The organism is Teichococcus wenyumeiae (genome assembly GCF_003696345.1).
GTDB classification, from domain to species: domain Bacteria; phylum Pseudomonadota; class Alphaproteobacteria; order Acetobacterales; family Acetobacteraceae; genus Pseudoroseomonas; species Pseudoroseomonas wenyumeiae.
In genome coordinates this window covers 118,344-144,121 of sequence record NZ_RFLX01000009.1, presented here as the reverse complement: position 1 = coordinate 144,121, position 25,778 = coordinate 118,344, and the positions used below count along the sequence as shown (strand labels likewise).

Annotated in this window: 25 protein-coding genes; 19 read left to right on the top strand and 6 right to left on the bottom strand. The window is 69.5% G+C overall.

Features of this window, described 5'->3' with window-relative positions:
* The first annotated feature begins 128 nt into the window (after window positions 1-128).
* A complete protein-coding gene (locus EBE87_RS14000) occupies window positions 129-332 on the top strand; it encodes a cold-shock protein (RefSeq protein WP_007434677.1) in 204 nt (67 codons plus the stop codon).
* A 219-nt stretch (window positions 333-551) separates the two neighbouring features.
* Window positions 552-956 carry a hypothetical protein gene (locus EBE87_RS13995; protein ID WP_147425987.1) on the top strand — a complete coding sequence of 135 codons (405 nt, stop codon included), beginning with the start codon at window positions 552-554 and terminating at the stop codon, window positions 954-956.
* Here EBE87_RS13995 and EBE87_RS13990 read toward each other — a convergent pair.
* The 3 genes from EBE87_RS13990 to EBE87_RS13980 are packed head-to-tail and all read right to left on the bottom strand — an operon-like array spanning window position 948 to window position 6,312.
* Window positions 948-3,026 (bottom strand): prolyl oligopeptidase family serine peptidase, encoded by a 2,079-nt coding sequence (locus tag EBE87_RS13990; RefSeq protein WP_120637412.1) that lies wholly within the window; start codon window positions 3,024-3,026, stop codon window positions 948-950. The genes EBE87_RS13995 and EBE87_RS13990 overlap by 9 nt on opposite strands.
* 5 nt (window positions 3,027-3,031) lie before the next feature.
* On the bottom strand, window positions 3,032-3,454 hold the full coding sequence (locus EBE87_RS13985) for a tellurite resistance TerB family protein (protein ID WP_120637411.1): 423 nt from the start codon (window positions 3,452-3,454) through the stop codon (window positions 3,032-3,034).
* A gap of 53 nt (window positions 3,455-3,507) precedes the next feature.
* On the bottom strand, window positions 3,508-6,312 hold the full coding sequence (locus tag EBE87_RS13980; RefSeq protein WP_408887711.1) for an ATP-dependent DNA helicase: 2,805 nt from the start codon (window positions 6,310-6,312) through the stop codon (window positions 3,508-3,510).
* 97 nt (window positions 6,313-6,409) lie between these two features.
* Between EBE87_RS13980 and EBE87_RS13975 the strand changes: the two genes are divergently transcribed.
* Both EBE87_RS13975 and EBE87_RS13970 read left to right on the top strand, forming a co-directional pair.
* On the top strand, window positions 6,410-8,056 hold the full coding sequence (locus tag EBE87_RS13975; RefSeq protein ID WP_120637409.1) for a lysine--tRNA ligase: 1,647 nt from the start codon (window positions 6,410-6,412) through the stop codon (window positions 8,054-8,056).
* Window positions 8,053-9,966 (top strand): putative bifunctional lysylphosphatidylglycerol flippase/synthetase, encoded by a 1,914-nt coding sequence (locus tag EBE87_RS13970; protein ID WP_120637408.1) that lies wholly within the window; start codon window positions 8,053-8,055, stop codon window positions 9,964-9,966. The genes EBE87_RS13975 and EBE87_RS13970 overlap by 4 nt, the downstream gene beginning before the upstream one ends.
* Window positions 9,967-9,977: 11 nt before the next feature.
* On the opposite strand, the gene EBE87_RS13965 is transcribed toward EBE87_RS13970, so the two are convergent.
* Entirely contained in the window at window positions 9,978-10,625 is a 648-nt protein-coding gene (locus EBE87_RS13965) for a S24 family peptidase (RefSeq protein WP_120637407.1), read from the bottom strand.
* A 139-nt stretch (window positions 10,626-10,764) separates the two neighbouring features.
* Between EBE87_RS13965 and EBE87_RS13960 the strand changes: the two genes are divergently transcribed.
* The 13 genes from EBE87_RS13960 (at window position 10,765) to EBE87_RS13900 (ending at window position 23,250) form a co-directional block, all read left to right on the top strand.
* On the top strand, window positions 10,765-11,211 hold the full coding sequence (locus tag EBE87_RS13960) for a hypothetical protein (RefSeq protein ID WP_120637406.1): 447 nt from the start codon (window positions 10,765-10,767) through the stop codon (window positions 11,209-11,211).
* 125 nt (window positions 11,212-11,336) lie between these two features.
* Window positions 11,337-11,783 (top strand): hypothetical protein, encoded by a 447-nt coding sequence (locus tag EBE87_RS13955; protein ID WP_233560102.1) that lies wholly within the window; start codon window positions 11,337-11,339, stop codon window positions 11,781-11,783.
* A gap of 147 nt (window positions 11,784-11,930) precedes the next feature.
* On the top strand, window positions 11,931-12,167 hold the full coding sequence (locus EBE87_RS13950) for a hypothetical protein (RefSeq protein ID WP_120638551.1): 237 nt from the start codon (window positions 11,931-11,933) through the stop codon (window positions 12,165-12,167).
* Between the two features lie 3 nt (window positions 12,168-12,170).
* Window positions 12,171-13,616, top strand: a complete 1,446-nt coding sequence (locus EBE87_RS13945; protein ID WP_120638552.1) for a portal protein — start codon at window positions 12,171-12,173, stop codon at window positions 13,614-13,616.
* A gap of 8 nt (window positions 13,617-13,624) precedes the next feature.
* A complete protein-coding gene (locus EBE87_RS13940; protein ID WP_120638553.1) occupies window positions 13,625-14,338 on the top strand; it encodes a capsid assembly protein in 714 nt (237 codons plus the stop codon).
* Between the two features lie 212 nt (window positions 14,339-14,550).
* Window positions 14,551-15,387 carry a phage capsid protein gene (locus tag EBE87_RS13935; RefSeq protein ID WP_120638554.1) on the top strand — a complete coding sequence of 279 codons (837 nt, stop codon included), beginning with the start codon at window positions 14,551-14,553 and terminating at the stop codon, window positions 15,385-15,387.
* Window positions 15,388-15,460: 73 nt separating this feature from the next.
* Window positions 15,461-16,030, top strand: a complete 570-nt coding sequence (locus EBE87_RS13930) for a hypothetical protein (protein ID WP_120638555.1) — start codon at window positions 15,461-15,463, stop codon at window positions 16,028-16,030.
* Window positions 16,031-16,034: 4 nt separating this feature from the next.
* Entirely contained in the window at window positions 16,035-17,915 is a 1,881-nt protein-coding gene (locus EBE87_RS13925; protein WP_120638556.1) for a hypothetical protein, read from the top strand.
* Window positions 17,915-18,355: a hypothetical protein gene (locus EBE87_RS13920; RefSeq protein WP_120638557.1), complete on the top strand. Its 441-nt coding sequence runs from the start codon at window positions 17,915-17,917 to the stop codon at window positions 18,353-18,355. The genes EBE87_RS13925 and EBE87_RS13920 overlap by 1 nt, the downstream gene beginning before the upstream one ends.
* 61 nt (window positions 18,356-18,416) lie before the next feature.
* The gene (locus EBE87_RS13915; RefSeq protein ID WP_120638558.1) at window positions 18,417-20,759 is read left to right on the top strand and encodes a hydrolase; all 2,343 of its coding nucleotides are present in this window, start codon (window positions 18,417-18,419) and stop codon (window positions 20,757-20,759) included.
* A gap of 3 nt (window positions 20,760-20,762) precedes the next feature.
* The gene (locus EBE87_RS13910) at window positions 20,763-21,086 is read left to right on the top strand and encodes a hypothetical protein (protein WP_120638559.1); all 324 of its coding nucleotides are present in this window, start codon (window positions 20,763-20,765) and stop codon (window positions 21,084-21,086) included.
* Window positions 21,067-22,512: a phage terminase large subunit gene (terL, locus tag EBE87_RS13905; protein WP_120638569.1), complete on the top strand. Its 1,446-nt coding sequence runs from the start codon at window positions 21,067-21,069 to the stop codon at window positions 22,510-22,512. The genes EBE87_RS13910 and terL overlap by 20 nt, the downstream gene beginning before the upstream one ends.
* 213 nt (window positions 22,513-22,725) lie before the next feature.
* A complete protein-coding gene (locus tag EBE87_RS13900) occupies window positions 22,726-23,250 on the top strand; it encodes a hypothetical protein (RefSeq protein ID WP_120638560.1) in 525 nt (174 codons plus the stop codon).
* Between the two features lie 83 nt (window positions 23,251-23,333).
* Here the strand turns inward: EBE87_RS13900 and EBE87_RS13895 are convergent, their stop codons facing one another.
* Window positions 23,334-23,558: a hypothetical protein gene (locus tag EBE87_RS13895; RefSeq protein WP_120638570.1), complete on the bottom strand. Its 225-nt coding sequence runs from the start codon at window positions 23,556-23,558 to the stop codon at window positions 23,334-23,336.
* Window positions 23,559-23,659: 101 nt separating this feature from the next.
* On the opposite strand from EBE87_RS13895, the gene EBE87_RS13890 reads away from it, so the two are divergent.
* A complete protein-coding gene (locus EBE87_RS13890) occupies window positions 23,660-24,034 on the top strand; it encodes a hypothetical protein (RefSeq protein WP_147426064.1) in 375 nt (124 codons plus the stop codon).
* On the top strand, window positions 24,031-24,909 hold the full coding sequence (locus EBE87_RS30475) for a DUF952 domain-containing protein (RefSeq protein WP_367604797.1): 879 nt from the start codon (window positions 24,031-24,033) through the stop codon (window positions 24,907-24,909). Before EBE87_RS13890 ends, EBE87_RS30475 begins: the two co-directional genes overlap by 4 nt.
* A 4-nt stretch (window positions 24,910-24,913) precedes the next feature.
* Here the strand turns inward: EBE87_RS30475 and EBE87_RS13875 are convergent, their stop codons facing one another.
* Window positions 24,914-25,768 carry a DMT family transporter gene (locus EBE87_RS13875; RefSeq protein ID WP_233553231.1) on the bottom strand — a complete coding sequence of 285 codons (855 nt, stop codon included), beginning with the start codon at window positions 25,766-25,768 and terminating at the stop codon, window positions 24,914-24,916.
* Between the last annotated feature and the right edge of the window lie 10 nt (window positions 25,769-25,778).

Genomic DNA, 25,778 nt, shown 5'->3' with positions numbered 1-25,778 from the left:
CCACCGCTGTAGATCGCCTTGCCGTGCCTCCGGACACCCGGGCGCCCATCAAGAGCCGTGAACCGGATGGGATGTATTGGCCCTGGCGATGTCCGCCCGGGCGAGCCAGAGAGAAGGAGTGCATCGCCATGGCGATCGGCACCGTGAAGTGGTTCAACGCCACCAAGGGCTTCGGCTTCATTGTTCCTCAGGATGGCGGCAAGGACGTGTTCGTCCACATCACCGCCGTACAGCGTGCCGGTCTGCAGGGCCTGCAGGAGAACCAGAAGATCAGCTTTGAGGTGGTGCAGGAGCGCGGCAAGGCCGCCGCCACCAACCTGAAGCCGCTTTAAGCCAAAGAGCTGGAGCGGCGGGGCCATCGTGCCCCTCCTTGAACGGCCCATGCCTCACGGCACGGGCCGTTTTCTTTTGTTTGCAGTGGTTTACCGATAAAGGCGTCAGGCCGCATCAATTGGGGCGCAAAAAAGGCAGAACCGGGGCAAATGTGTTTGCTGCGGCGCACAAGGCGGGTTAGGTAGGGCGCTCCTCACGGAATCGGGAGACGACCTTTCGTGCCGCGCCGCCTTCTCGCTTTTGCCACTGCCTTGATGATGTTAGGTTTTTCCTCCGCCGCCATGGCAGGAGGCGCCCGCAAGGGTGATCTGAGCCTTACTGCCGTTGTCGGTGGAGCGCTGCCTTATTCCGTGGATGGCGGCGGCTATCTGGTGACGCGGCTGATCAGCCCGGACCAGAATGCCCGCGTGATCGACTTCGCGGCCCAGGCCCCCTTTGGCCGTGACATGGGCAAGGTCTTCGATGCCCGGCCGCAATTCGGCCTGGGCGGGCGCTATGAGCTGGGCCAGACCGCCAGCGGCGCCAAGCTGGCGCTGCGCGCCATGCTCAGCACCGCCATGGAACGGCCGGCAGAGGGTCAGCGCCCGCTGCTCGGCATGGCAGGCCTGACCGTCCTATTTTGATTCCCAGCCAATGGCCCGCCGCAGGAAGGCGGAACCCAGGGCCATGAAGCGCGCCGTCTCGGCATTGTCCTTGCCATAGCCATGGCCGCCGGCGGCGGGCTCGTAGAAGCGGGCGTCGTAGCCCAGCTTCTGCAGCTTCGCCGCCATCTTGCGGGCATGGCCCGGATGCACCCGGTCGTCCCGCCGCGTGGTGGCGATCAGGATGGGCGGGTAATGGCGCCCCGGCTCGGCGGCATGATAGGCGGAGAAGTGCTGCATGAAGGCCCAGTCCTCCGGCACCGCCGGGTCGCCGTATTCGGCGATCCAGCTCGCCCCCGCCAGCAGCTTCGTGTAACGCCGCATGTCGATCAGCGGGATGGTGCAGAACAGGGCGCCAAAGCGCTCGGGATAGCGCGTCAGCATATTGGCGATCAGCAGCCCGCCGTTGGAGCCGCCTTCCGCCGCGACGCGCCCGGGCACCGTGACGCCGCGCCGCACCAAGTCGGCGGCCACGGCGGCGAAGTCGTCGTGGGACAGGCGCTTGTTCTCCCGCCGCCCGGCCTCGTGCCAGCGGGTGCCGAATTCGCCGCCGCCGCGGATATGCGCCACCACCGCCGTGCCGCCGCGCTCCAGCCAGAGATGGCCGATGCTGCCACGGTAGGAAGGCTGCATCGTCACCTGGAAGCCGCCATAGCCAGTCAGGTGCACCGGCGCGTCGCCGGTTTCGCCATCCGGGCCGGTCTGCACATAGGGGATGCGTTCGCCGTCGGAGGAAATCGCCTCGTGCCGGGTGACGCGCAGGCCATCGGCGTTGAACAGGCGCGGCGCCTGCCGCAGCACCAGCGGCGTGGCCAACTGGCTGGCGGAGGTTTGCAGCAGGGTGGGCGGCGTCACCGGGTCCTGGGTCTGGGCCAGCAGGGTGCCGTCGGATTCCTCCGGCTCGGCATCCAGCGGCCAGACGCTGACCACGCCGATCTCCGGCAGCCCTCCCAGCGGGCGGGAGGTCCAGGCGCCTTCCTCGCTCGGGGTCCAGACGGTGTGCACCGGGCGCAGGTCGTCCAGCACCGAGAGCACCAGCCGCCCGGCGCACCAGAAGAAGCCGTCCAGCGCGCGGCGGGGCGCGGGCTCGAAGAGCACCGTCAGGTCGCGCCGGTTGTCCAGCAACGCGGAAAGGCTGGTGCCCAGCAGGGTATCGGGCGGGTAGGTGGTCTCGCCTACCTTCCAGGGGGTGCGGGGCTGCAGCACCACCCAGTCGGCGTCCCAGTTGATGCGCATGTCGGTGGGCAGGTCGATATGCCAGCGCGGGCCGCTGCGGTCGCCCAGGAAGACCGACATGTCGAAGAAGCCGATCTGGTCGAAGAAGACCACCCGCTCCGCCTTGGCGGAACGGTCCACGCCGCCCCAGCTGCCCATGTGGTTGGCCGCGACCTGAAACAGCACCGGGGCCGTCATCGGGTCCTGGCCGCGCACCCAGCGGCGGATGGTGCGGGGGTATCCGGAATCCGTCGCCATGCCCTCGCCAAGCGCCGAGGACAGGATCAGGGTGTCGTGGTCGAGCCAGGCTGCGCTGCTCTTGCCTTCCGGCAGGTCGAAGCCACCGGGCACGAAGGCATGGCTGGCGAGGTCGAATTCCCGCAGCACCACCGCGTCGCCGCCACCGCGCGAGAGGCGCAGCAACGCGCGCACATGCCTCGGCGGCAGGGTGGTGGCGCCCTTCCAGATCCAGTCCTCGCCCTCCGCCGCCGCCAGGGCATCGAGGTCCAGCAGCAGTTCCCAGTCGGGCGTCTCGCTGCGGTAGGATTCGAAGGTGGTGCGGCGCCAGAGGCCGCGCGGGTGCTCCGCATCCTGCCAGTAGTTATAGAGCAGGCCGCCCCGCCGCGTGACATGCGGGATCTTGTCCGGCCGGTCCATCATCGCCTTCAGCGCGGCGGCATCGGCCGCCACGCGGGCATCGGAGAGAAGGGCGAGGGTCTTCTCATTCTGGGCCTCGACCCAGGCGATGGCCTCCGCGCCCTCCACCTCCTCCAGCCACAGGAAGGGATCGTCGTCCGGGTTCTCGAGGGTGGGGCGGGCGTCGGGCGCGAGGGTCATGCGGTTCAGGCCATCTGGTACCGGGCCTTCGCGGCGCGCTCGATGGCGCCGGCGATCAGCCGGTCGAGATCCATGCCGATGCGGAAGTCCTGCAGGAACTGCAATTCGCCCTGCGTCGCCTCGCCATCGGCGGCGGCGACCTCGCAGGCCAGCAGATAGGCGGTCTCGCGCAGCCGGGGCGGCAGGGCGTCGCGCATCATGGTGAAGGCGCGGTCCAGGCCATCGGTCTGCTCCAGCAGGGACAGGCAGGTCTCGGTCACCGGCTCGATCTCATGGGCCTGGAAGCCGGCGAAGACGGGCAGTTCCTGCACCAGCCGCGACATCATGCCCAGTTCGGCGTCCGACATGTGCTGGTCGGCGGCCGACATCAGCACCATGGCGCAGATCAGTCCTTCATGGACGGTGAAGTGGGACTTTGTATGCGGCATGACGTTCAGTTTTTCCTCGGTTCTATCCGGCGTATCGCGGCCGTGATGCAGCTTCAACCCGGCGGAAGGGCCGGGGATGCAAGAAAAGCGGCGGTCTGACGCACGGCCTCCGCCAGGCCGAGCCGCCGGGGCACCACGCCCTCCGGCAGCCCGCCCAGCAGGCGGGACGGGGTGCGCGGGTCCAGCAGCACGAAGACGCCGCGGTCGTCGGCGCGGCGGATCAGCCGGCCGAAGGCCTGGCGCAGCCGGTGCCGGGCAATCCCGTCATCATAGGCCGTCGGCCGCCCGCCGGAGAGATGAATCCGCCGTTCCCGGTGCAGAATGGAGGGGCGGGGCCAGGGCACGCGGTCGAAGACCAGCAGGCGGAGCGCGCGGCCGGGCACATCCACGCCATCACGCAGCGCATCGGTGCCGAGCAGGCAGGAATCCTCCTCCGCCCGGAAGATGTCGATCAGCGTGGCGCTGTCCATGGCATCCACATGCTGGGCGTAGAGGGGGATGCCGGCCTCGGCCAGGGCCGGGGCGATGCGGGCATGCACGTCCCGCAGCCGGCGGATGGCGGTGAAGAGGCCGAGCGCGCCGCCACCGGAGGCCAGGAAGAGCTGCTGCATCGCCGCCGCCACCTGGCCGGGGCTGTCGCGGTTCATGTCCTCCACCACGATCGCCAGGGTCTGGTTGGCGTAGTCGAAGGGCGAGGGCAGGGCGGCGCGGATGGCCGGGTTGGGCAGGTGCTGCACGCCGGTGCGCGCTTCCGCCTCCCGCCAGGCGGCTTCCGGGTCACGTTTCACGGAATTGTCGCGCAGGGTGGCGGAGGCGATCAGCACGCCATGCGCCGGGGCCGCCACCTGCGTCGCGAAGGGCACGGTGGGGTCCAGCCAGTGGCGGTGCAGCCCGGCATCGATGTCGCGCCCTTCCCGGCGGGTCAGGGCCAGCCAGTCCACGAAGAGCGGCCGGGTGCCGGGTTCCGGCGGCGGTTCCCGCAACTGGCGCAGCATGGCCAGCCAGGCACCCAGCGGGATCAGCGCGCGGCGCTCGATGGCGCGGGCCGCGGTGTCCAGGCGGATGCGGTCGCCGGTTTCCAGCTCCTGCTCCGGGTCCTCCAGGATCTCGTTAAGCAATTTTTCGAGATGCTTCAGCGGGGCCTGGAGGCGTTGCAGCGCCTCTTCCAGCGCGGCGGCGGCGGCGGGGACATCCTCGTGCAGCGGGTGGAGATCGGCCTCGGCGTCGTAGAGCGGGTCGGCCTCGGCGGTGCGGGCCAGGACCTGGGCGCGGGCCGCGCGCAGGAAATCCTCGCCGGGGCGGGGGGTATCGCCGGGGGCGTCCTCCCAGCGGTCCCACCAGCCGGAGGCGGGCAGGGCGCGGGCCATCTGCTCGGTATGGTCCAGCGGCGGGATCAGGGTGGGATACTGGGGCAGCAGCTCTTCCAGGCGGCGGCGCAGGCCGCGCGCGCGGCCCCGGCCGCCCTCGCTGCCCAGCAGCCAGCGGCGGACCTCCGCCATCTCGGCGCCGGAGAGCGCGGCGGCGAAGGCGCCATCGGCGGCATCGAAGAGGTGGTGGCCCTCGTCGAAGACATAGCGCAGCGCGGCGCCGGTCTCGCCATCGCCGCCGCGTGGGCCGAGCGCGGCCTGCACCATCACCAGCGCATGGTTCGCCACCACCAGGTTGGCGGTCTGGGCGCGGCGGATGGAATGCTCCACGAAGCAGCGCTTCCAGTGCGGGCAGGCGGAATGGATGCATTCGCCGCGCCGGTCCGCCAGCAGCGAAATGGCGCCGGCGGGAAACAGCTCGGAGATCCAGCCGGGGAAGTCGCCGCCCATCAGGTCGCCGTCGCGCGTCGCGCCGGCCCAGCGCGCCACTAGCGCCAGCGCCACGATGCGGGCGGGCATGGCGCCGCTGACCGCCTCGTCATAGTTCAGCAGGCAGAGGTAGTTCTCGCGCCCCTTGCGGATCACGACCTTGCGGCGGCGTTCCTCCGGGTCCGGGTAGAGGCGGGCGAGTTCCTGGTCGAGCTGCCGTTGCAGGTTGCGGGTATAGGTGGCGATCCAGACCGGGGCGCCGTTGCGCTCGGCCCAGAGGCTGGCGGGGGCGACATAGCCGAGCGTCTTGCCGGTGCCGGTGCCGGCCTCGGCCAGCACAAGCTGCGGCTCGCCCGGCACTTCGCGCGGGGCGAAGGCCATGCTGGCGGCACTGGCGAAATCGCCCTGGCTGGGGCGCTGCTCGGCGCCATCCCCCAGGATCTCCGCCAGGCGCGTGCGGGCCTCGGCGGCGGTCACGGGCAGGCTGGAGGGGGGCGGGGCGGGGGCGGCTTCCTCCCATTCGGCCAGGGTGCGCCAGACCTTCAGCCCGTCATTGCTGCCGCGCGCCTTGGGCTGGCCCAGCGCCGCCAGCACGGCATCCGCCCAGGGCCAGTGCGCGGCATCGCGCAGCCGGGCGGCCAGCATGGCGGCATCGCGGTTGGGCTGGGCGTTGCGGGCGCGGGCGAGGCGGCGGAGGATCTCCGTCGCGATCTCAGGCAGCAGGGCGGCGGCGGATTCCGCATCCTCCGGCGGCGGCAGGTCCAGCGCCAGGGCGAGGCCGCGCGGGGTGGGCGGCGCCGGCTGGGCCGGCAGGGCAAAGGCGAAGAGCTCCAGCAGGTCATAGGCGCCGGGGAGGGAGGAGATGCCGAGGCGCTTGGCCATGGCCGGCGCATGCACCAGGATCGGCGGGCCCATCTCCCGCAGCGCTTCCACCGCATCGCGGGCACGCAGGGTGGATAATTCGCCATCCGGGGTCAGCAGAACCGCCGCGCCATGGGTGGCGGCGATCAGCGCGGGAGCATCGGGCAGCAGCAGGCTGGGGGGCTGAGGCGCAGGGGGCACGCCGTATCTTAGGGGCAAAAGGCGAACGAAGCCATGATGAGCGGACCTGCGGAATGCGTGCGTTGACCACCAGCCTGCGCCCTGGCATGGGGCGGGCATGAACGCCGATCCCACGCTCCGTACCATCAAGGCCTGGCCCTTCGAGGAAGCCGCCAAGGTCGCCGATCGCATGGCGGCGTCGGGCAAAAAAACGGCGCTCTTCGAGACGGGCTACGGCCCCTCGGGCCTGCCACATATCGGCACCTTCGGCGAGGTGGCCCGCACCACCTGGGTGCGCCATGCCTTCACGCGCCTGACCGGGCTGCCGTCCAAGCTGCTGGCCTTCTCGGACGACATGGACGGGCTGCGCAAGGTGCCGGACAATGTGCCCAACGGCGACCTGCTGCGGCAGCACCTGGGCAAGAGCCTGACCGCCGTGCCGGACCCCTTCGGCACCCATGACAGCTTCGGCGCCCATAACAACGCCCGGCTGCGCAGCTTCCTGGATGCCTTCGGCTTCGAATACGAATTCGCCTCCGCCACCGATTACTACAAGTCCGGCCGCTTCGACGCCGCCCTGCTGCGGATGCTGGAAGCACACGAGGAAGTGCGGCAGGTGATCCTGCCGACCCTCGGCCCGGACCGCCGTGCCACCTATTCGCCCTTCCTGCCGGTGCATCCGAAGACCGGTGTGGTGATGCAGGTGCCGATGGAGGAGACCCGGCCGCAGGACGGCACCGTGGTCTGGCGCGACCCCGAGACGGGCGAGCGCTTCGAGACGCCGGTGACTGGCGGCCATGTGAAGGCACAATGGAAGGCCGACTGGGCGATGCGCTGGTTCGCCCTCGGCGTCGATTACGAGATGTCGGGCAAGGACCTGATCGACAGCGTCAAGCTGTCCTCCCAGATCTGCCGCGTGCTGGGGGCCGAGCCGCCGGTCAGCATGACCTATGAGCTCTTCCTGGATGCCAATGGCCAGAAGATCTCGAAGTCCAAGGGCAATGGCCTGACCATCGAGGAATGGCTGCGCTATGCGCCGCCCGAGAGCCTGGCCTATTTCATGTACGGCCAGCCCGGGCGCGCCAAGCGGCTGCATTTCGATGTCATCCCGCGCGCCACGGACGAATACCTGCAGCAGCGCGAGAAGCTGCGGGCGCAGCCGGACCCGGCCAACCCGGACTGGCACATCCATGGCGGCGAAGCACCCAATACGCCGGAGCCGCCGCTGACCTTCGGCATGCTGCTGAACCTCGTCACCGTCTCCGCCGCCGATACGCCGGAGCGGCTGTGGAAGTTCGTGCGCAACTACGCGCCCGAGGCGACGCCGGAGAACCAGCCGCTGCTGGCGCAACTGGTGGACTATGCCGTCGCCTATTCCCGCGACTTCATCCTGCCCGGCCTGCGCCCGCGCGCGCCGACGCCGGAGGAGCGGCCGGCCTTCGAGGCGCTGGTGGCGTTGCTGAAGCAGCACCAGGCCGAGATCGAGGCCATGCCGCCGGGGCTGACCCAGGCCGAGTTCATCCAGACCCTGGTCTATGACGCCGGGCGGCGGGAGCCCTTCCTGGTGCCGGCCAAGGATGGCGGGCGGCCGGGTGTCAACCGCGGCTGGTTCAGCGCGCTGTATCAGGTGCTGGTGGGCACGGATCAGGGGCCACGCTTCGGCTCCGTCGCCGCCGCCTATGGCATTCCGGAAACGATCCGGCTGGTGGAGGAGGCCCTGGCCCGTCCGCCGGAACCGGAATCCGCTGAGGTCAGCCAGGCATGACGCCGGCGCTGGCCCTGCTGCGGCGCCACGGGCCCACCGCCTTCGGCCTGCTGCTGCTGGCCGGCGCCATCTATGTCGTCCAGAAGGAGTTCCGCGACCTCTCCATGGCCGACATCCGGCTGGCGGTGGAGGCGGTGCCGGGCCACACGCTCTGGATCGCCGCCGGCTGGACGGTGCTGGCCTATGCGGTGCTGACGGTCTACGACCGGCTGGGCTCGGTCTATGCCGGCAAGCCGGTCAGCTACCTCAAGACCTCGCTGGCATCCTTCTGCGCCTATACCCTGGCGCATAACCTAGGCGTCGCCGCCGTTTCGGGCGCCGCGGTGCGCTACCGCTTCTACGCCGCCTGGGGGCTGACGCCGGTCGAGATCGCCAAGGTCATCGCCTTCACCAGCCTGACCTTCGGCCTGGGGGGCATGGCGCTGGGTGGCGCCGTGCTGATCCTGGAGCCGGAGATCCTGCCCTGGTTCCGCGACCACCTGCCGCACTGGGCCATGCAGGGCATTGGCGTGGCCTTGCTGGGGGTGGTGGGCGCCTATCTGGTGCTGTCGCGCGTGCTGCCGCATTTCACGGTCTTCGGCCACAAGATCGACCTGCCGGGCTTCCGCATGGCCCTGATGCAGACGACGCTGGCGGTGGTGGATGTCGTCGTCACCACCATGATCTTCTATGTGCTGCTGCCGCCGGCGGAGGGGCTGACCTTTGTCCGCTTCCTGGGCATCTACCTGGCCGCCTATTCGGCCGGGCTGGCGGCGAATGTGCCGGGTGGGCTTGGCGTCTTCGACACGGTGATCCTGCTGGCGCTGCAGCCCTATGTGCCGGCGCCGCAGGTGATCGGCGCGCTCTTCCTGTTCCGGCTCTACTACTACATCGTGCCGCTGTTCATTGCCGGCGCGCTCTTCGCCGGCTTCGAGGTGAGCCAGCGCCGCCACCTGCTGGGCAACCTGGGCGCCGAGGCGCGGGTGGCGGATTCGCTGGAAGGCCCGGCGCTTTCCGGCCTTTCCGCCGTCATGGGCATCGCGCTGCTCTTCATCGGCGCCCTGCCGTCCCATGGCACCCGGCTGGCGGAATGGGCGGGCGAATGGGCGGCGCTGGCCGGGCATTTCGCGGCTTCCGTCATCGGATCGCTGCTGCTGGTGATGGCCTATGGCATGCTGCGGCGGCTGCGCATTGCCCGCATTGGCGGCATCGTGCTGCTGCTGCTGGGTGCCGCGGCGGTGGCGCTGAAGGGCGAGCCCTGGTGGCTGGTGGTGATCTTCCTGCTGCCGGCCGGGTTGCTGGCCGGCATGCGCAGCACCTTCTACCGCGATGCCCGGCTGACGGGGGAGCCGCTCTCGCTGAGCACCGTCTCTTCCCTGACGGCCAGCCTGTTCTGTGCCCTGCTGCTGGCCAGCATCGCCTGGCGCGGGCCGGTGAGCGACGCTCCCTGGTGGATGGTGCCCTTTTCGTCCGACATGCCGGGTTCGCTGCGGCTGGCGGTGGGTGTGGCGGGGGTGCTGCTGCTGGTGGCGATGTTCCGGCTGCTGCGTCCCTCCCGCCTCGTCGCGGCGCCGTACGACGAGGCGGCGCGGGCCCGGCTGGAGGCCCTGGGCGCCACCGTGCCGGCGGAGGCCGATGGCGCCATCCTGGTGGAGGGCGCCGGCTTCGCCTTCCGCAAGCTGAAGGATACCTGGATCGGGCTGGGCGACCCGGCGGGGGAGGAGCAGGCGCGCATCACCGCGCTCTGGCGCTTCCGTGACATCTGCGAGCGCAATGGCGTCAGCCACGCCTTCTGGCGGGTCGGCCCCACCATGCTGCGGGCCTATGAGGATACCGGGCTGGCGGCGGTGGCGCTGCCGGACGGCAGCTACCTGGCGGCGAACAGCGAAGGCGACCCCCGCGCGCTGCTGGAGCAGATGGAGCGGGGCTGAGGCCCCGCGCCTTACTGGCTGGCCCAGAGGATGCGGTGCATCCAGGCGATCTCGGACAGGTCGAAGCTGTAGTTGGGGTGGGCCGGGTTCAGGCTCGCCAGCTCGATTCGCCGTGCCGACTGACGCAGCAGCTCCTTGGCCATGACCTCCCCCCGCGCCGTGCGCACCACCACCCGGTCGCCCCGCCGCACGGGTGAATTGGGGGAGACGATGATGGTGTCGCCGTCCCGGAACACCGGCTCCATGCTGTCGCCGGAGATTTCCAGCGCATAGGCATTGGGGTCGGAGAGTTCCGGCGTGCTGATCTCGTCCCAGCCGCCGCCGACCGGGTAGCCGCCATCGCCGAAATAGCCCTCGCTGCCCGCCTGGGCGAGGCCCAACAACGGGATGCGGCGGCCCGGATTCGGGCGGCTGCTGTTGTGCAGGGTCGGCGCGCCGGTCACGAGGCCGGCGAAGCTCTCCATCTCCGTGCCCGTGGCTTCCAGCACCTTGGCGATGCTTTCGGTGGAGGGCCAGCGTGGCCGGCCGTCGGCGCCGATTCGCTTGGAAGGATTGAAGGCCGTCGGGTCCAGCCCCGCGCGGCGCGCGAGGCCGGAAGCGGAGAGCCCGTGCTCGGCCGCCAGGGCGTCGATCGCCCGCCAGATGTCGTCATGACGCATAAGCCTATCATCCTAAAGGCTCCGGCTTGTGGCAAGACGACAATCCTAGGAAAGTGATCACAGATAGGTGTTGACGCCTAGGACCGAAACGTTCGATGTTCTTGTTGTGTTCACGTTCAGCTAGGAAAGGACACACTCGATGCCCGCCGCCCTCCGCACCAACTCCGCCCCGGTTCTCTCTTCGATGTCGAAGGCCGAACCCTTTGCCTCCGCCGAGGAAGCCTGGATCTGGACCATGTCCGCACTGGTCGCACGCCGCGAGGGCGCGCGAATCGTGGCCGGCGCCGGCAGCAAGCAGCGCCCCTGTGAGCCGGATGACGTGATCAAGTGCCTGGACCGCCTCTACCGCCAGCGCCGGATCGACCTGGTGCATGCGCGCATCATGCGGATCTGGGGCGAGCGGGGCATGGCGCCCGACCCGCGCCACCTGGGCGAGAAGAACGACTGGCGGATCTGGAACGAGGCGATGCAGCGGATGGACTGGCCGCTGCGCATGAAGGGCATCGTGGCGGGCGGCGCGCGGCCCAGCGGCATGGCGGAGGTGGTGGAGCTGGCGGCCCGCTGCCCGGTGGAGGGCGGCGCGTGAGACGGAGGGTGCTGGCGCCCAGGCCGGCACCGGCGCGGCGGCGGGGGCGGGTCGCACCCGCGCCGCTGGCCAGGGTGCCCGTGGAGCAACACGCCGCATCTCCGGAAGGAAGCGCGGCGACGCCGATGCGGGCTTCCCACCGCCACGCCCTGGCGGAAGGGGCGCAGCGGGTCTGGATCGGTTTCGGGGGGCGGGCGGACCGGCTGTGGCTGCGGCTGCTGCGGCCGGGCTTCCGCCACTGTTTCGCGGCGGTGGAGGATGCGCAGGGCTGGACGGTGGTGGAGCCGCTCTCAGGCCGGTTGCTGGTGGCGCGGCCGGTGCTGGTGCCGGGCTTCGACCTGCCGGGATTCTATCGCCGCGCAGGGTTGGCGGTGCTGGGGCCCTTCACGCCCGGTGCGCCGCATTGCGGCTGGCTGCCGGCGTTTTCACCCTATTCCTGCGTCGCCGTCTGCCGCGCGCTGCTGGGAAAGGGCGCGCCTTTCGCGGTGACGCCGCGCGGCCTGTTCCGGGCGCTGGAGAAATCGCTGCAAGGAAAGGAGAAAATTCTTGACGAAAGGAATTTAGTCCTGTAGAACCAGCTTCGTCAACGGGCGAGCTGCGCCCGCTGACCTTCCTCCCGATCCCCCCGAACTTGAACGGGCCCGCGCCGATCCCTCGGCACGGGCCCGTTTCTTTTTGGGGCCGGGTTCCTGCCGCAGCCACAAGGAGTCCGCACGCGCATGGGTGGCCTGATGAAAGCCCCGAAGCCGGTGGTGGTGACCGCATCCCAGCCCGCCGCCGTTGCCCCCGCCGTGAACGCGGCCGAGGTGGCGGCCACCGCCCAGGCGGCGCGCGTGGAGAACCAGGAGCGCGCGCGGCGCGGCCTGGTCGGCACCATCGCCACCTCCGACCGCGGCGTGCTGGGGGAGGCACCGCGCCCCGCCGCTAGCGCCCGCAAGACCCTGCTGGGGGAATAACCGATGCCCCGCAACGAGATGACGCCGGAAGCGGTGCTGGCCCGCCATGCCGCCGCGCTGGAGCGCCGCCGGCCCTGGGAAGCCGTCTGGCGCGAATGCTACGACCATGTGCTGGCCACGACGCCAGGCAGCGGCGGCCCGATGCTCTATGACGCCACCGCCGCCGATGCCGCCGAGCAGCTTTCCGCCAGCCTGCTGGCCGAGCTGACGCCGCCTTGGTCCCGCTGGTTCGGCCTGGCGCCGAGCCGGGCGCTGGAGGAAGGGCCGGATGCCGCCGCCGCCGCCGCCGCACTGGAAGAAGCGGCGGAGGTGCTGCAAGGGCACCTGGACCGCTCCAACTTCGCGCTGGAAATGCACCAGGCCTTCCTGGACCTGGTGGTGGCCGGCACCGGCGTGCTGCTGGTGGAGGAGGCGCCGCCGGGCGAGAGCAGCGCGCTGCGCTTCACCGCCGTGCCGCTGACCCAGGCGGTGCTGGAGGAAGGCGCTGGCGGGCGGCTGGACACGGTCTATCGCGCCACGATGCTGGAGGCCGGCGCCATTGCCCGCCGCTACCCCGCCGCTATCCTGCCCGCCGGGCTGGAGCCGGAGGAGGGGGGTGATGCCCCGCCGCGCTTCCGGGTGGTGGAGGCGGTCTGGCCGGATGGGCGCGGCGGCTGCGGCTACCTGGCCGTGCTGGATCATGACGGCCGTGCCGTGCCGCTGGCCACCGGACGTTTTGCCGAGAGCCCCTTCATTGCCTTCCGCTGGCTGAAGGCGCCGGGCGAGACCTATGGCCGTGGCCCGGTGATGAAGACGCTGCCGGATATCCGCACCGCCAACAAGGTGGTGGAGCTGGTGCTGAAGAACGCCTCCATCGCCGCCACCGGCATCTGGCAGGCCGAGGATGACGGCGTGCTGAACCCGGCCACGGTGCGGCTGGTGCCGGGCGCCATCATTCCGAAGGCGCCGGGTTCCTCTGGCCTGACGCCGCTGGCGGCGCCAGGGAATTTCGATGTCTCCCAGTTGGTGCTGGAGGACCAGCGCCGCCGCATCCGTGCCGCGCTGCTGGCCGACCGGCTTTCCGCGCCGCAGGACGCCCGCATGACGGCGACCGAGGTGCTGGAGCGTTCCGCCCAGACCGCGCGCCTGCTGGGCGCGACCTACGGCCGGCTGCAATCAGAACTGCTCTCGCCGCTGGTGGCGCGCTGCCTCTCCATCCTGCGCCGTCGCGGCGAGGTGCCGCCGATGCTGCTGGATGGGCGCGAGGCGCGGCTGACCTATCAGTCGCCGCTGGCCCGCGTGCAGGGCCGTGCCGATGCGGCGAATACGCTGCTGTTCCTGCAGGCGGCTTCCTCGCTTGGCGCCGAGGCGGTGAAGCAGATCGACCTCGTCGCCGCCACCCGACACCTGGCCCGCGCGCTGGCCGCGCCGGCCGGGATCCTGACCCCCATCGCCCCCACCGAGGAGTGACTGCCCGCATGTCCGAGAACCTGCTCGAAGCCGCGGCGCCGGACGCGCCTGAGGATGTGCCGGAGAAGTTCCGGGACGAGGCCGGCGCGCTGCGCGTCGATGCGCTGCTGAAATCCTATAAGGAATTGGAGAAGCGCATGTCACAGCGCTTCGCCCCGCCCGCGCCGGATGCGCCGGAGGAGGAGAAGCAGCGTTTCCGCCGCGCCATTGGCGTGCCGGATTCGCATGAGGAATACAGCGTCGAAGCAAAGCACGACCTTTGCGGCCCGGATGCGGAGGTCAACAAGCGGCTGCACGAGGCGGGCTTCACCTGTGCCCAGGTGCAACTGGTTTATGACCTGGCCGCCGAGCGCCTGCTGCCGCTGATCGCCGAGGCCGCCGCCGATTACGAGGCCGAGAAGCAGCGCGGCAAGCTGGCCGAGGCGCTGGGCGGCGAGGCGCAGTTCAAGCGCCTGGCGCCGCAGATCGCCGCCTGGGGCCGCGCCAATCTGCCGCCGGGCGTTTTCGAGGCGCTCTCCACCACCGCCGAGGGCGTGCTGGCGTTGCATGGCATGATGGCCAAGGCCGAACCCAGCCTGGCGCGCGAGGCCGAGCCCGCCGGCAGCGTGGATGAGCAGGCTTTGCGCAAGATGATGCGCGACCCGCGCTACTGGCGCACCCGCGAGCCGGAATACGTCAAGCGCGTGACCGAAGGCTTCAAGCGGCTGTTCGGCAACAGCTGAGCCGATAGCGGCAGGGTTTCGCAGCTCGCTCGCCCTGCCGCGGCGGGCCGCTGGCGCGGTGCATATGCACCCCGGCGGCCCGTCTTCCCGAATCCGCCTCGCCCAACCCGCCATTGCGGGCGCGACGGCGCGCGCGCATCGCCGGCCCCGATACCGGGACCAACCGTGCGGTGCGGGCATCACCCCCAGAAGTCTCCTTCAAGGAACATCCGATGTCCGCCACGATCGACCAGGTTTTCGCGAAGCAGTTCGAGTCCGAGGTGCATGAGGCCTATCAGCGCCAGGGCAGCAAGCTGCGTCCCACGGTGCGCAGCAAGAACGGTGTGCGTGGCGCCTCCACCGTGTTTCCCATCGTCGGCCGTGGCACGGCGGCGGCGAAGGCGCGCAACGGCGCGGTGCCGGTGATGAACCTGTCGCATTCCCATGTGGAATGCTTCCTGCAGGATTACTATGCCGGTGAGTGGATCGACCGCCTGGACGAGCTGAAGACCAATATCGACGAGCGCGCCGTGGTGGCCAATGCCGGCGCCTATGCGCTGGGTCGCAAGACGGATGAACTGATCATCTCCGCCATGGATGCCGGCACCCGGGAGGCTATCGGCACCGCCGCTGGCACCACCGACACCGACGGGCTGACCAAGGCCAAGGTGCTGCTGGCCTTCGAGATGCTGGGTGCGGCCGATGTGCCGGATGACGGCAACCGCTTTGCCATCGTTGGCTGGAAGCAGTGGAGCGACCTGCTGCAGATCCCGGAATTCGCCAATACCCAGTATGTCGGCGATGACGAGCTGCCCTGGAAGGGCACGCAGGCCAAGCGCTGGCTGGGTGCGACCTGGATGCCGCATTCCGGCCTGACCAGGAGCGGCAACCTGCGCTTCTGCTACTTCTACCACAAGACGGCCATCGGCCACGGCGTGGCGCAGGAAGTCGCCACCGACATCACCTGGCATGGTGATCGCGCGGCCTATTTCGTCAACAACATGATGAGCCAAGGCGCGGTGCTGGTTGATGAGACCGGCGTGGTGCGGATGCGCGCCTTCGAGGCCTGAGCGCAATGTGGCCGGGGGCTTTGCGCCCCCGGCCGGCTTTCATGTCTTCCACCGCCGATCAGGAGTTCTGCCGATGGCGCTCTCTGCTCTCGTCCTCTGCTCGCGCGCGCTCCTCAAGATCGGCGCGCAGCCTGTCGCCTCCTTCGATGAAGGTACTGCCGAGGCGGAGGTGGCGGCGAATCTCTATCCCTCCGTGCGGGACGCGATGCTCTCCTCCCACCCCTGGAGCTTCGCCACCGGTCAGATGGACCTGCCGCGCCTAGCGGAATTGCCCTTCGCTGACTATCGCTATGCCTACCAGATGCCAGCAGATTTCCTGCGCGTGCTGTCTTCCGGCAGTGGCGGTGCAGGGCGTGGCTTGTTCTACCGCCTGCACGAGCAGCGGTTGCATACCGACGCCGATCAGGTAACGCTGACCTATGTGTTCCGGCCTGAGGAAAGCGAATTTCCGCCCTTCTTCGCTGCCGCGCTGGCGACGCGGCTGGCCGCCGAGTTCTGCATCCCGCTGACCGAAAGCACCTCACGCGCCGAGATGCTGCACCGTATGGCTGATGGCGAATTCCGCGCCGCGCGACTGGCCGATAGCCAGCAGGCCACGGTCAAGGCCATCGAGGATTTTCCTTTGATCATGGCGCGGGGGTGAGACCATGGCGATGGGCCGCAGCGTCAAGACCAGCTTCACCGCGGGGGAACTCGGCGACCAGCTTCTGGGCCGGGGCGACCTGCGCGCCTTCGAGAATGGCGCACGGCGCCTGCGCAATGTCTTCATCCAGCCAACCGGCGGCGTGACGCGCCGCCCTGGCTTGCGCCATGTCGCGCTGCTGCCGGGCAAGGCGCGGCTGATCGCCTTCGAGTTCAACACCGAGCAGACCTATCTGCTGGTGCTGACCGACCGGCTGCTGCAGGTCTTCATGGGCGATGTTCTGGCGGCGCAGTTGGCGGCGCCCTGGACGGAAGGCATGTTGGACCACATCGCCTATACCCAGAGCGCCGACACCCTGCTGGTGGTGCATCCGGACCTGCCGCCGCAGCGCATCAGCCGCAGCAGCCACACGGCCTGGAGCATCGCTGGCTGGTCCTTCGTTGAACAGCCTTTTCATCGCTTCGCGCCGCCGGGGGCCACGCTGGCCAGCAGCGCTACGACCGGCGTTGTGACGCTGACCGCCAGTGCCGATGTTTTCCGGCCGGGCCATGCCAATACGCTGCTGCGCATCGGCCTGAAGAAGTTGCTGGTAACGCTGGTCATCTCGCCGACAACAGTGGTGGCGACGGTGCAGCAGCCTTTGGATGGCACCGCCGCCACTGCCGATTGGGACGAGGCCGCCTTCAGCGCCGCGCGCGGCTGGCCGGTCACCGTTTGCTTCCACCAGGACAGGCTGGTGATCGGCGGCACGCGGGACCTGCCCAACCGGCTTTGGCTTTCCCGCTCCGGCGACCTGTTCAACTTCGATCTCGGCACTGGCCTGGATGACCAGGCGATCGAATTCGGCCTGCTGTCGGATCAGGTGAATGCCATCCGCGCAGTGTTTTCCGGCCGGCATCTGCAGGTCTTCACCTCAGGTGCCGAATGGATGGTGACGGGCGACCCGATGACGCCGGCTTCCATCCAGTTGCACCGGCAGACGCGCATCGGCTCGGCCGTGGCGCGGATGATCCCGCCGGTGGATGTCGATGGCAGCACCATCTTCGTCTCGCGCGCCGGGCAGGGGATCTATGAATATGCCTATACCGACGTGCAGCAGGCCTATCAGGCCAGCGATCTGGCGTTGGTGGCGCGGCATCTGGTGCAGACACCAGTGGCCATGGCTTACGACCAGACCCGGCGGCTGCTGCACGTCGCGATGGAAAGCGGCTGGCTTGCCACGCTGACCCTTTACCGCACCGAGCAGGTCACGGCCTGGACACGGCAGGATACAGACGGCCGCTTCTCGTCGCTGGCCGAGATCGACGGCACTGTCTGGTGCGTTGCCTTCCGCATCGGCGGCTGGCGGCTGGAGCGGTTCGATGATGCCCTGGCGGTGGATGCCGGCCTGACCGGCGAGAGCGGCAGCGAGAAGACCAACTGGGCAGGTCTGGACCATCTGCCGGGGACGGTCGTGCAGGTGGTGGCCGATGGCGCGCCACGCGGCCCCGTGCCTGTGGTCCGTGGTGCCGTGACGCTGGATGCGCCGGCCTTCGCCGTGCAGGCGGGCCTCGGCTTCACGCATCTGGTGGAGCCGCTGCCACCTCTGCTCTTCTCGCCCTCAGGCTCACGCACCGGGCCCTTGCGGCTGGTGAGCGCGACCTTCCGCCTGCTGGAGACGTCGGCGCTGGCCGTCGATCTCGGGCGCGGCGCCGCGCTGGTGCCCTTCCGCCGCATGGACACGCCGATGCTGGATGCGGCGCCCCAGCGCTTCACCGGCGATGTCACGCTACCCGGCCTGGGCTGGCGCCGTGACACCATCCAGCCGCTCTGGCGCATCGAGGGCGATACGCCGCTGGCGATGACGCTGCTTTCCGTCACCACCGAGATCAGGATGACCGATTGATGGCCCAACTCGTTCCCATCGCGGCTGTCGCCGGCACCGCGGCCTCGCTCTACGGCACCGTGCGGCAGGGGCAGCAGCAGGCGGCCACCGCCAAGGCGCAGGCGCGGCAGCAGCAGCAGGACCTGGATGCCCGCGCGCAGCAGCTCGCCACCGCGCAGGCCGCCGAGGCGCGCAGCCGGCAGGACAAGCTGGAGCGCACCGTCTCCTCCACCCGCGCGCGGCTGGCGGCGTCCGGCGTCAACCCCGACCAGGGTTCGGCCGGCGCCATCACCGCCGGCCTGGCGCAGGATGCTGCGGAGGCTGCCGCCGACAGCGCCGGCACCTATGAGGCCCGGCTGGCATCCGGCCGCAGCAGCCTGCTGAACGCCGATGGCTCGCTGACCACCTGGCTGCGCGCCGGCAACAGCTTCGGCAGCGCCGTCCGCAACCTGCTGGACTGAACACTTCGCGCCCCGCCGCGAGGCCTGGGCTTTCCCTCACCCTTTCGTATGAGAGATCCGAATGGCCGAGCATATCCGCATCGGCGACGTTGCGCCGCGTGTGCATTACGCGGCGGATGGCGCGCAAACCGTCTTCATCTTTCCCTTTCCGATCTTCCAGGTCGCCGACATGGAAGTGCGCGTGGACGGGCGCGTTGCCGCCAGCGGCTATGCGGTGCGCGGCGCGGGCGCCTCCGAGGGCGGCAGCGTCGTCTTCGCCAAGGCGCCACATGCCGGCAGCATGGTGGCCCTGCGCCGCCGCATGGTCATCGCGCGCAACAGCGACTTCCAGCCGAATGGGCTGCTGCGCGCCAATACGCTGAATGACGACCTCGACCGCCAGGTGGCGGCGATGCAGGAATTCCGCGACGACACCGGCAGCATGCTGCGCGCCAATCCGGGCGAGGCGCCCACCGGCCTGGTGCTGCCGGACCGCATGGCACGCGCCAACCGCGTGCTGGGCTTCGACAGCCTGGGCAATGCCACCGCCTTCACGCGGGAGGAGGGCGTGCTGCGGGTGCCGCAGGTGGGCGCCATCGCGCGCACCGTGGCGGACAAGATGGGCGAGGTGCTCTCCGCCCGTGATTTCGGCGCGATGGGCGACGGCATCAGCGACGATGGCCCGGCCTTGCAGGCGGCCATGAACGCGGCGGCCGGCACCGGCAAGTATCTGCTGATCGGGGAGGGCAGCTTCCGCACCACCATGCCGCTGCTGCTGCCCGGTGCCGCGCCGGGCATGACCATGCGCGGCGTGATCCTCTATGCCGGCCCGGGCGGCCATGCGGCGCTGACGCTGGGCGATGGCGCCGGGGCGCGCAATGCCGCCGAGCTCTACAAGGGGCTGCGGGTGCAGCGCGCCACGCTGTCGGACTGGGTGGATGAAGCCGATATCGGCATTCTGCTGCGCAACCTCGATGCTTCCAATGTCGAGATCCGGCAGGTGGAAGGCTTCACCATCGGCATCCGCACCCAGGGCGTGGAACGCGGCTTCGAGGACAGCACCCTCCAGCTCGGCCGCATCGTGGACAACCGCATCGGCCTGGATATCCACTGCGAGACCGCGGCGGCCTGGAACAACAGCATCCGCTATATCGGCGGGCATTTCGCCAACTCCTCGGCGACGCATCCGACGAAGGACCGCTTCGGCGTGCGCTTCTCCTGCGCGCCCGGGGCCTATCCACGCCACAACGCGCATCTGTTCATCGGCCCTGGCTTCGAGCTGCAGCGCCAGGGAACGCCCGGCACTGTCGCCGCCATTCCCTTTCTGCTGGAGGCTGGGGATGAGCGCGGCATCATCGCACGTGGCGTGCGGATGGAGCAGTGCAGCCCCTTTGTCGCGCGCCACACGGGGGGTGCCAATGACTGTGTCTATGAAATCTCCTATGTTGGCACCTATGCCTTCACCGGAACGGCCATCGATTATACCGCCTCGGCCACGCGCGCGGGTGGCACGGTGGTGCCATTGCACCAAGCGGCGGCGGCGCAGGGCGCGCCCCGCCTGGTGGCAGCAGCGGAGAATGTGCGGCAGCGCGCCTTCCGCCAGACCATCGATACCAGTGGTGGCATTGGCTTCGAGCAGATGGCGGTGCTTTCCGGCAATCCCGCCGGACCGCCAGGCAATCTGACGGGATTTGCTTTCGCGGGCCTGACCTTGTTCACGCTGAATGCCGATACGGTTGGCATCCCGACCAGCCGTGGCCTGGCCTTCGTGGTTGATTGTAGTGAATGCAAGGAGTTCTTCATCGCTGCAGAGGGCAGCGAATTGCGGCCGGTGGTGATGCAATTCGATGCCAAAGAGAATGTGCTGGCGGAAGCCAGCCCGGCGCTGCTCTCGAACATGAACACGGTATGGGCCGGCAGCCCTTCCTTCTGCTGGGAGGGCAATGCCAATCTGGACAGCCTGGTGGGCGGCTTGGCCATCAACAAGCTCCAGCGCGTGACGCTGCATGCCAATGCGCGCTTTGCCGCCATCGGCGTGCGTGGCGGCACGGCCGGCGCGGTGCTGAAGGCGCTGCGGCTTTACTGCTCGCCCATGTATGCACCGGCCGTGATCTATGGCGGCAGCCGGAAGTGGGGCGTGCGGGAATACACCACCTCCGACGCTGGCTGGGTCGTGCCGGCCCTGGCCCCGGGGGCCAGCGCGACGCGCGATGTCACGCTGCCAGGCGTGCGGCAGGGCGATTTCGTGCAGGCCGCTTTCGCGAAGCCCAGCGGCTTCCAGAATGGCGGCGTGGTATTCCACGCCAGCGTCGGCGGCACGGATGGCGCGGACCAGGTCCGCGTCACCGCGCAGAACATCAGCGGCGGCAGCATCGCAGTGGATGCCGGGACCCTGTTCCTGCGCGCCACGAAGCCAAGGATCTGAGCCATGAAAGGCATCCCTCCGGCTCTCGCCGCTGAGCTGGAATCGGCGGCGATGCGTGTGGTGGAGGATTATGGCGCCTTCATCGCACGTGGCCCCGCGCCGGGCACGCATGACGATGCCAAAGCCTTCGCCGCGCATCATGCCGCCGCCAAATCGGCCCTGGCGCATCTGGAACATCTGCTGAAGCTCGTCCGTGCCGCCGGCGCGGGCGAGGAAGTGGCAGGTGTCATCCAGGCCCAGGCGCTGCTGCAGCAGGCGCGCGGCGCGATGTCGGCCGAGGCACAGGAGGATGAGGAGGATGACGCCGATGGAGGAACCTCCGGCTGATCTGCTTGAATTCGTCTGGGTCTGGAACACGCAGCTTGGCCAGGGTACGCCCGCCGTGCACCGCCGCATCCTGCGCTGGCTGGATGCGCGGCGCGGGGCAGGGGATGGTCGCCTGCTGCTGATGGCTTTCCGCGGCTGCGGCAAGTCCACGCTGGTCGGCCTCTACTGCGCCTGGCTGCTGGCGCGCTGGCCGGAAACCCGCATCCTGGTGCTGGCGGCGGATCATCAACTCGCCACCAAGATGGTGGCCGCCGTGCGCCGCATCGTGGAACGGCATCCGCTTTGCGTCCATCTGGTGCCGCAGCACGCCGAAGCATGGGCCGCGGACCGCTTCATCGTGAACCGCCAGGGCGCGTTGCGGGACCCGTCCGTGCTGGCGGCGGGACTGGGCGGCAATATCACCGGCGCGCGGGCCGATGTCATTATCTGCGACGATGTGGAAGTTGCCGGGAACTGCGACTCTCCAGGCAAGCGCCAAGAACTTCGGGAAAGGCTGGCCGAGACGGAGTTCATCCTGACCCCAGGCGGCACCATCCTGTATGTCGGCACGCCGCATTGTGCCGAAAGCCTCTATCTGCATCCGGATGAGGGAGAAGCCTTCCTCGGCAGCTACCGCCGCCTGTTGATCCCGCTGCTGGGCAGCGGCGGGCGCAGCGCATGGCCGGAGCGCTTCTCAGCCGAGGCGATTGCGCGGATGCGGGAGCAGGTGGGGCCGGTTCATTTCGGCCGGCAGATGCTGTTGCGTGCCGTAGCCGGCGGCGCCGCGCGGCTCGATCCGAAGCTGATCATCCGCTATGCCGAGGATACCGATTATCGCGAGGCCAATGGCCGCCCGGTGCTGAGCCTGCTAGGCCGGCGCATGGTGTCCGGCGGCGGATACTGGGACCCCGCCTATGGCCGCCCGGGCAGCGGTGACGGTTCCGTTCTGGCTGCCATCTACAGCGATGCCGAGGGAAACCACTACCTGCATCGCCTGGCCTTTCTGACGCATGACCCGGATGCGCCGGACGACCCGGCAACACAGCAGTGCCGGCAGGTGGCGCGGATCGCCCGTGAACTGCTGTTGCCGGTGCTGCGGGTGGAGACCAATGGCATTGGCCGCTTTCTGCCGGCGCTGCTGAAGCGCGAAATGGCGCGTGCCGGTGCTGCCTGCGCCGTCGTGGAACAGCACAGCCGCCACGCCAAGCAGGATCGCATCCTCTCCGCATTGGACCCGGTCCTGGCGGCGCGCAAGCTGCACGCACATGAGCGTGTGTTCCGCACGCCCTTTCCCACCGAGATGGCGGAATGGAAGCCCGACACGCCGGGAATGCGGGATGATGCGCTGGATGCGCTTTCCGGCTGTCTTCTCGCCGAACCGGTCAGACTGCCTGGCGCGCCGCCTGCGCCGCGTGGCCCGGGCTGGCGGGGGGCCGTGACGCCATAGGCTTGATCGGAAAGGGGGCCGGCATGGTGGCTCTTCCTTGTGCCCTTGACGCCTATGGGATGGATGGCTGGCTCGCCCACAAGTGGCGCGACCTCGCGCCCGTCGGAAATGCCAGGCTGAAGCTCGCACACATGATCGCGACGGCTGTGACGCTTAACGCTGTGGCAAGCGTTCCCATGTCATGTTGCACCTGCACAATGGAGCAGAACGCTCATGGCCCAGGTGGTATCCTGTTCGCCTCGCTTTGCTTCGCCGGTAAAGGACTGGTTCGATACCGGCGGTAATACGATTGGTATCTTCCGCTTCCGTGGTGGGCGTCAGGCCCCGACCACGCGGGGGCTGATCCATGAAGCACCTGTCGGCCGCCGCTTCATCATGGCGCGCCCGGCTGGCTTCCAGTCTCCGCCCTGGCAGCGTGACGCTTGGTATGACTGGCATGCGGACCTCGCCTGGTCCGCCCGCCGCGCCCTGTCAGGCCAGACACCACGCCGCCTGATGCTGATGCTGGTGGCCATGGACCTGCGTCGCCGCACCGGAATCCTTTATCCGGTCTTCGACGCTGATCCGACCCAGGATGACCAGGACCAGACCAGCGCGGCGGAAGCCGAGGTGACGGCCGATTTCGTGGACTGCGCCGATATCGTCACGCAGCCGCTGCTGACCACAGGCAAGGGCAAGCTGCGCCTGCCGCAAGGCATGGTGGCGTATAGACGACCGGGATATTTAACCCAGAGTTGAACTTCGTCCTTGAAGCGGGGCGAATTCCAGCTTAAGCCTGAGCTTGTCAGCGGGCGAATTGCGCCTGTTGCCCGGCCGGTTCCTCAGGCCACCTTCTTCACCTTCAAAATCTCGTCGGCATGCCGCACCCGCCCAGGCGCGGTGATGCGGAAGCGGCTGTCCGTGCCTTGCTCCGCCAGGCCCATATCGGCCAGCCGGTGCAGGCAAGGGCCGTCCTTCAGCCCGTCCGGCCGCCCCAGACGCCCTACCAGGGTCAGTCGGTGCAGGGCCGATCGGCAGCAGGTCTCTAGGTAAGGCTCGTTCCACATCGTTCCAAAACGCAACTGGTTGCCGGAGGCGCCGGTGGCCCCCTGTAGCATGCAGGGTGGCCCCGGCGCCTCCTCCGTTCAAGAAGGCCGAGGAGGGCCGCATGAATCCCGCAGAGATGGAGCCGCAAGTGCTGGCCGCCGCGGTGCAGGCGCCGATGATGGCCGTGTTGTTCTGGATGATGCACGGCTTGCGACGCGGATTGTCCGAGCGCCTTCCGCCTCTGGACGACCCGCCACCGTCCCGCGACCCCGATGCGCTGAGCCGCACTCGCGATGAGCTGGCGGCGTTCAAGCTGGAAGTGGCGCGGACCTATGTGCCGCTTTCGCTGATCCGCGATGTGGACCAGCGGCTGACGCAGCAACTGCTGCGGATCGAGGAAAAACTGGATGCCGCGACCCGTGCCGCCACCGTGGCGGCTGCGGCGGTGGCGGCGCAACAGCCCCAGCGTGGCTGGCGGCCGGAGGACAGGGTATGAGCATTCTTTCCAACCCGCGCGACGCGAAGGCCACCGCCCTGGCACCGGTGGATGTCTTCGCGCTCACCCTTTGGGCCGAGGCCGGCACGCGTTCCGTCCGCGCCATCGAGGCGCTGGCGGCGGTGGTGATGAACCGCGTGAAGCGCGCCGAGGCCGGGGAGGCCGCGCGCTGGGGCAGGGGTGTGGCAGGGGTCTGCCGCGCGCCCTTCCAGTTCTCCTGCTGGAACCCGCGCCACCCGCGCCACCTGCTGATGATGGTGGTGCCGCCTGGCGACCCCGCGCTGGCCATGTGCCGCCGCATCGCCGCCCGTGCCATGGCCGGGCTGCTGGCGGACCCCACCTTCGGCGCCACCCATCACCATGCCGAGGAGGATCTGCCCGCCTGGGCCGTGGCCTGCACGCCCTGCGCCGAACTGGGCGGGTTCCTGTTCTATGCGGCGGAAGCTGTCCGCAGCATAAGAACAAATAGGGAACTTACTGGCTGGCGCGGCTGCCAGCGCCGCGCTAAAACCGGGTCCATGGAAGCCGTCATCTACACCATGGTCCATGAGGCCGACTGGCAGGCCGCGCAGCGGGAAGGCCTTTATCGCGGCAGCGCGGATGACCGCCGCGATGGCTTCCTGCATTTCTCCACCGCGGCCCAACTCCGGGCCAGCGCGGCCAAACATCGCGCGGGACAGGCCGGCCTCTGGCTGCTGGCCGCCGATGCCGCCGCGCTGGGCGAGGCCCTCAAGTGGGAGCCCGCCGCCGGCGGCAAGCGCCCCGGCCTCTTCCCCCACCTTTACGCGCCGCTGCCGCTGGCCGCGCTGCGCGCCGCCGTGCCTCTGCCTTTGGGCGAGGACGGCCTGCACATCTTTCCTCCCGAGATCCCCTGAGGCGTCAGTCCCGCGCCACCCGCTGGCTCATGATGCAGGCGCCGACCACGATGGCGGCGCCGGCCAGCGTGGCCACGTTGGGCCAGTGACCCCAGATCCCCACATCCAGCACCATGGCCCAGATCAGGGCGGAGAATTCCAGCGGCGCCAGCTTCGCCACGCTGGCATGGCGGAAGGCGCCGGCCAGGCAGATGGTCGCGCCCCCTGCCAGGATGCCGTTGGCCGCCAGGGCCAGCCAGTCGATGGCCCCGGCCGGCGGTATCCAGCCCGTCCAGGCGAAAGGCAGCAGCACCAGCCCGCCCGGCAGCGCCGACCACAGGATCAGCCGCGCCGTGCCGGGCTCGTTCCGCAGCCAGCGATTGATGGTCAGCACCACCGCGTAGCAGCAGGTGCCCATGAAGGCGAAGCCATAGGCTGCGAGGCTGCCGCCTGCCTGCAGCCCCGGCGCCATGGCCACCAGCACCCCCAGGAAGCCCACCGCGCACCAGAGCCATGCGGCGCGCGGCGGCCCCTCGCGCAGCAGCAGGGCGGCCAGCCCCATGGTGATGAAGGGCGCGGTGAAATAGACCAGATAGCCCTCGGCCATCGGGATCTCGCGCAGCGCCAGGAAGAAGCCCAGCGCCGAGCCCAGCATGGCCGCCGCCCGCAGCAGGTGCAGCGCCGGATGCGCCGTACCCAGCGGCCCGCCCAGCCCCGGACGCAATGCCCGCGCGCTGAAGAGCAGCGCCAGCATCGCGATGTGGCGGATCAGCACCACCTGCGGCACCTGGTAGCTGCCCGACAGCAGCTTGCTGTTGGCATCCAGCAGCGCGAAGAGCCCCAGCGCCCCCAGCATCAGCAACGGCCCCCGCACGGGCATCTCCTCGCTT

What these genes read in the sequence shown, in the direction of transcription:
- EBE87_RS14000 (WP_007434677.1), top strand. Translation starts at nt 129, where the DNA reads ATGGCGATCGGCACCGTGAAGTGGTTCAACGCCACCAAGGGCTTCGGC.
- EBE87_RS13990 (WP_120637412.1), bottom strand. Translation starts at nt 3,026, where the DNA reads ATGACCCTCGCGCCCGACGCCCGCCCCACCCTCGAGAACCCGGACGAC.
- EBE87_RS13985 (WP_120637411.1), bottom strand. Translation starts at nt 3,454, where the DNA reads ATGCCGCATACAAAGTCCCACTTCACCGTCCATGAAGGACTGATCTGC.
- EBE87_RS13975 (WP_120637409.1), top strand. Translation starts at nt 6,410, where the DNA reads ATGAACGCCGATCCCACGCTCCGTACCATCAAGGCCTGGCCCTTCGAG.
- EBE87_RS13970 (WP_120637408.1), top strand. Translation starts at nt 8,053, where the DNA reads ATGACGCCGGCGCTGGCCCTGCTGCGGCGCCACGGGCCCACCGCCTTC.
- EBE87_RS13965 (WP_120637407.1), bottom strand. Translation starts at nt 10,625, where the DNA reads ATGCGTCATGACGACATCTGGCGGGCGATCGACGCCCTGGCGGCCGAG.
- EBE87_RS13960 (WP_120637406.1), top strand. Translation starts at nt 10,765, where the DNA reads ATGCCCGCCGCCCTCCGCACCAACTCCGCCCCGGTTCTCTCTTCGATG.
- EBE87_RS13955 (WP_233560102.1), top strand. Translation starts at nt 11,337, where the DNA reads ATGCGGGCTTCCCACCGCCACGCCCTGGCGGAAGGGGCGCAGCGGGTC.
- EBE87_RS13950 (WP_120638551.1), top strand. Translation starts at nt 11,931, where the DNA reads ATGGGTGGCCTGATGAAAGCCCCGAAGCCGGTGGTGGTGACCGCATCC.
- EBE87_RS13945 (WP_120638552.1), top strand. Translation starts at nt 12,171, where the DNA reads ATGCCCCGCAACGAGATGACGCCGGAAGCGGTGCTGGCCCGCCATGCC.
- EBE87_RS13940 (WP_120638553.1), top strand. Translation starts at nt 13,625, where the DNA reads ATGTCCGAGAACCTGCTCGAAGCCGCGGCGCCGGACGCGCCTGAGGAT.
- EBE87_RS13935 (WP_120638554.1), top strand. Translation starts at nt 14,551, where the DNA reads ATGTCCGCCACGATCGACCAGGTTTTCGCGAAGCAGTTCGAGTCCGAG.
- EBE87_RS13930 (WP_120638555.1), top strand. Translation starts at nt 15,461, where the DNA reads ATGGCGCTCTCTGCTCTCGTCCTCTGCTCGCGCGCGCTCCTCAAGATC.
- EBE87_RS13925 (WP_120638556.1), top strand. Translation starts at nt 16,035, where the DNA reads ATGGCGATGGGCCGCAGCGTCAAGACCAGCTTCACCGCGGGGGAACTC.
- EBE87_RS13920 (WP_120638557.1), top strand. Translation starts at nt 17,915, where the DNA reads ATGGCCCAACTCGTTCCCATCGCGGCTGTCGCCGGCACCGCGGCCTCG.
- EBE87_RS13915 (WP_120638558.1), top strand. Translation starts at nt 18,417, where the DNA reads ATGGCCGAGCATATCCGCATCGGCGACGTTGCGCCGCGTGTGCATTAC.
- EBE87_RS13910 (WP_120638559.1), top strand. Translation starts at nt 20,763, where the DNA reads ATGAAAGGCATCCCTCCGGCTCTCGCCGCTGAGCTGGAATCGGCGGCG.
- terL (WP_120638569.1), top strand. Translation starts at nt 21,067, where the DNA reads ATGGAGGAACCTCCGGCTGATCTGCTTGAATTCGTCTGGGTCTGGAAC.
- EBE87_RS13900 (WP_120638560.1), top strand. Translation starts at nt 22,726, where the DNA reads ATGGCCCAGGTGGTATCCTGTTCGCCTCGCTTTGCTTCGCCGGTAAAG.
- EBE87_RS13895 (WP_120638570.1), bottom strand. Translation starts at nt 23,558, where the DNA reads ATGTGGAACGAGCCTTACCTAGAGACCTGCTGCCGATCGGCCCTGCAC.
- EBE87_RS13890 (WP_147426064.1), top strand. Translation starts at nt 23,660, where the DNA reads ATGAATCCCGCAGAGATGGAGCCGCAAGTGCTGGCCGCCGCGGTGCAG.
- EBE87_RS30475 (WP_367604797.1), top strand. Translation starts at nt 24,031, where the DNA reads ATGAGCATTCTTTCCAACCCGCGCGACGCGAAGGCCACCGCCCTGGCA.
- EBE87_RS13875 (WP_233553231.1), bottom strand. Translation starts at nt 25,768, where the DNA reads ATGCCCGTGCGGGGGCCGTTGCTGATGCTGGGGGCGCTGGGGCTCTTC.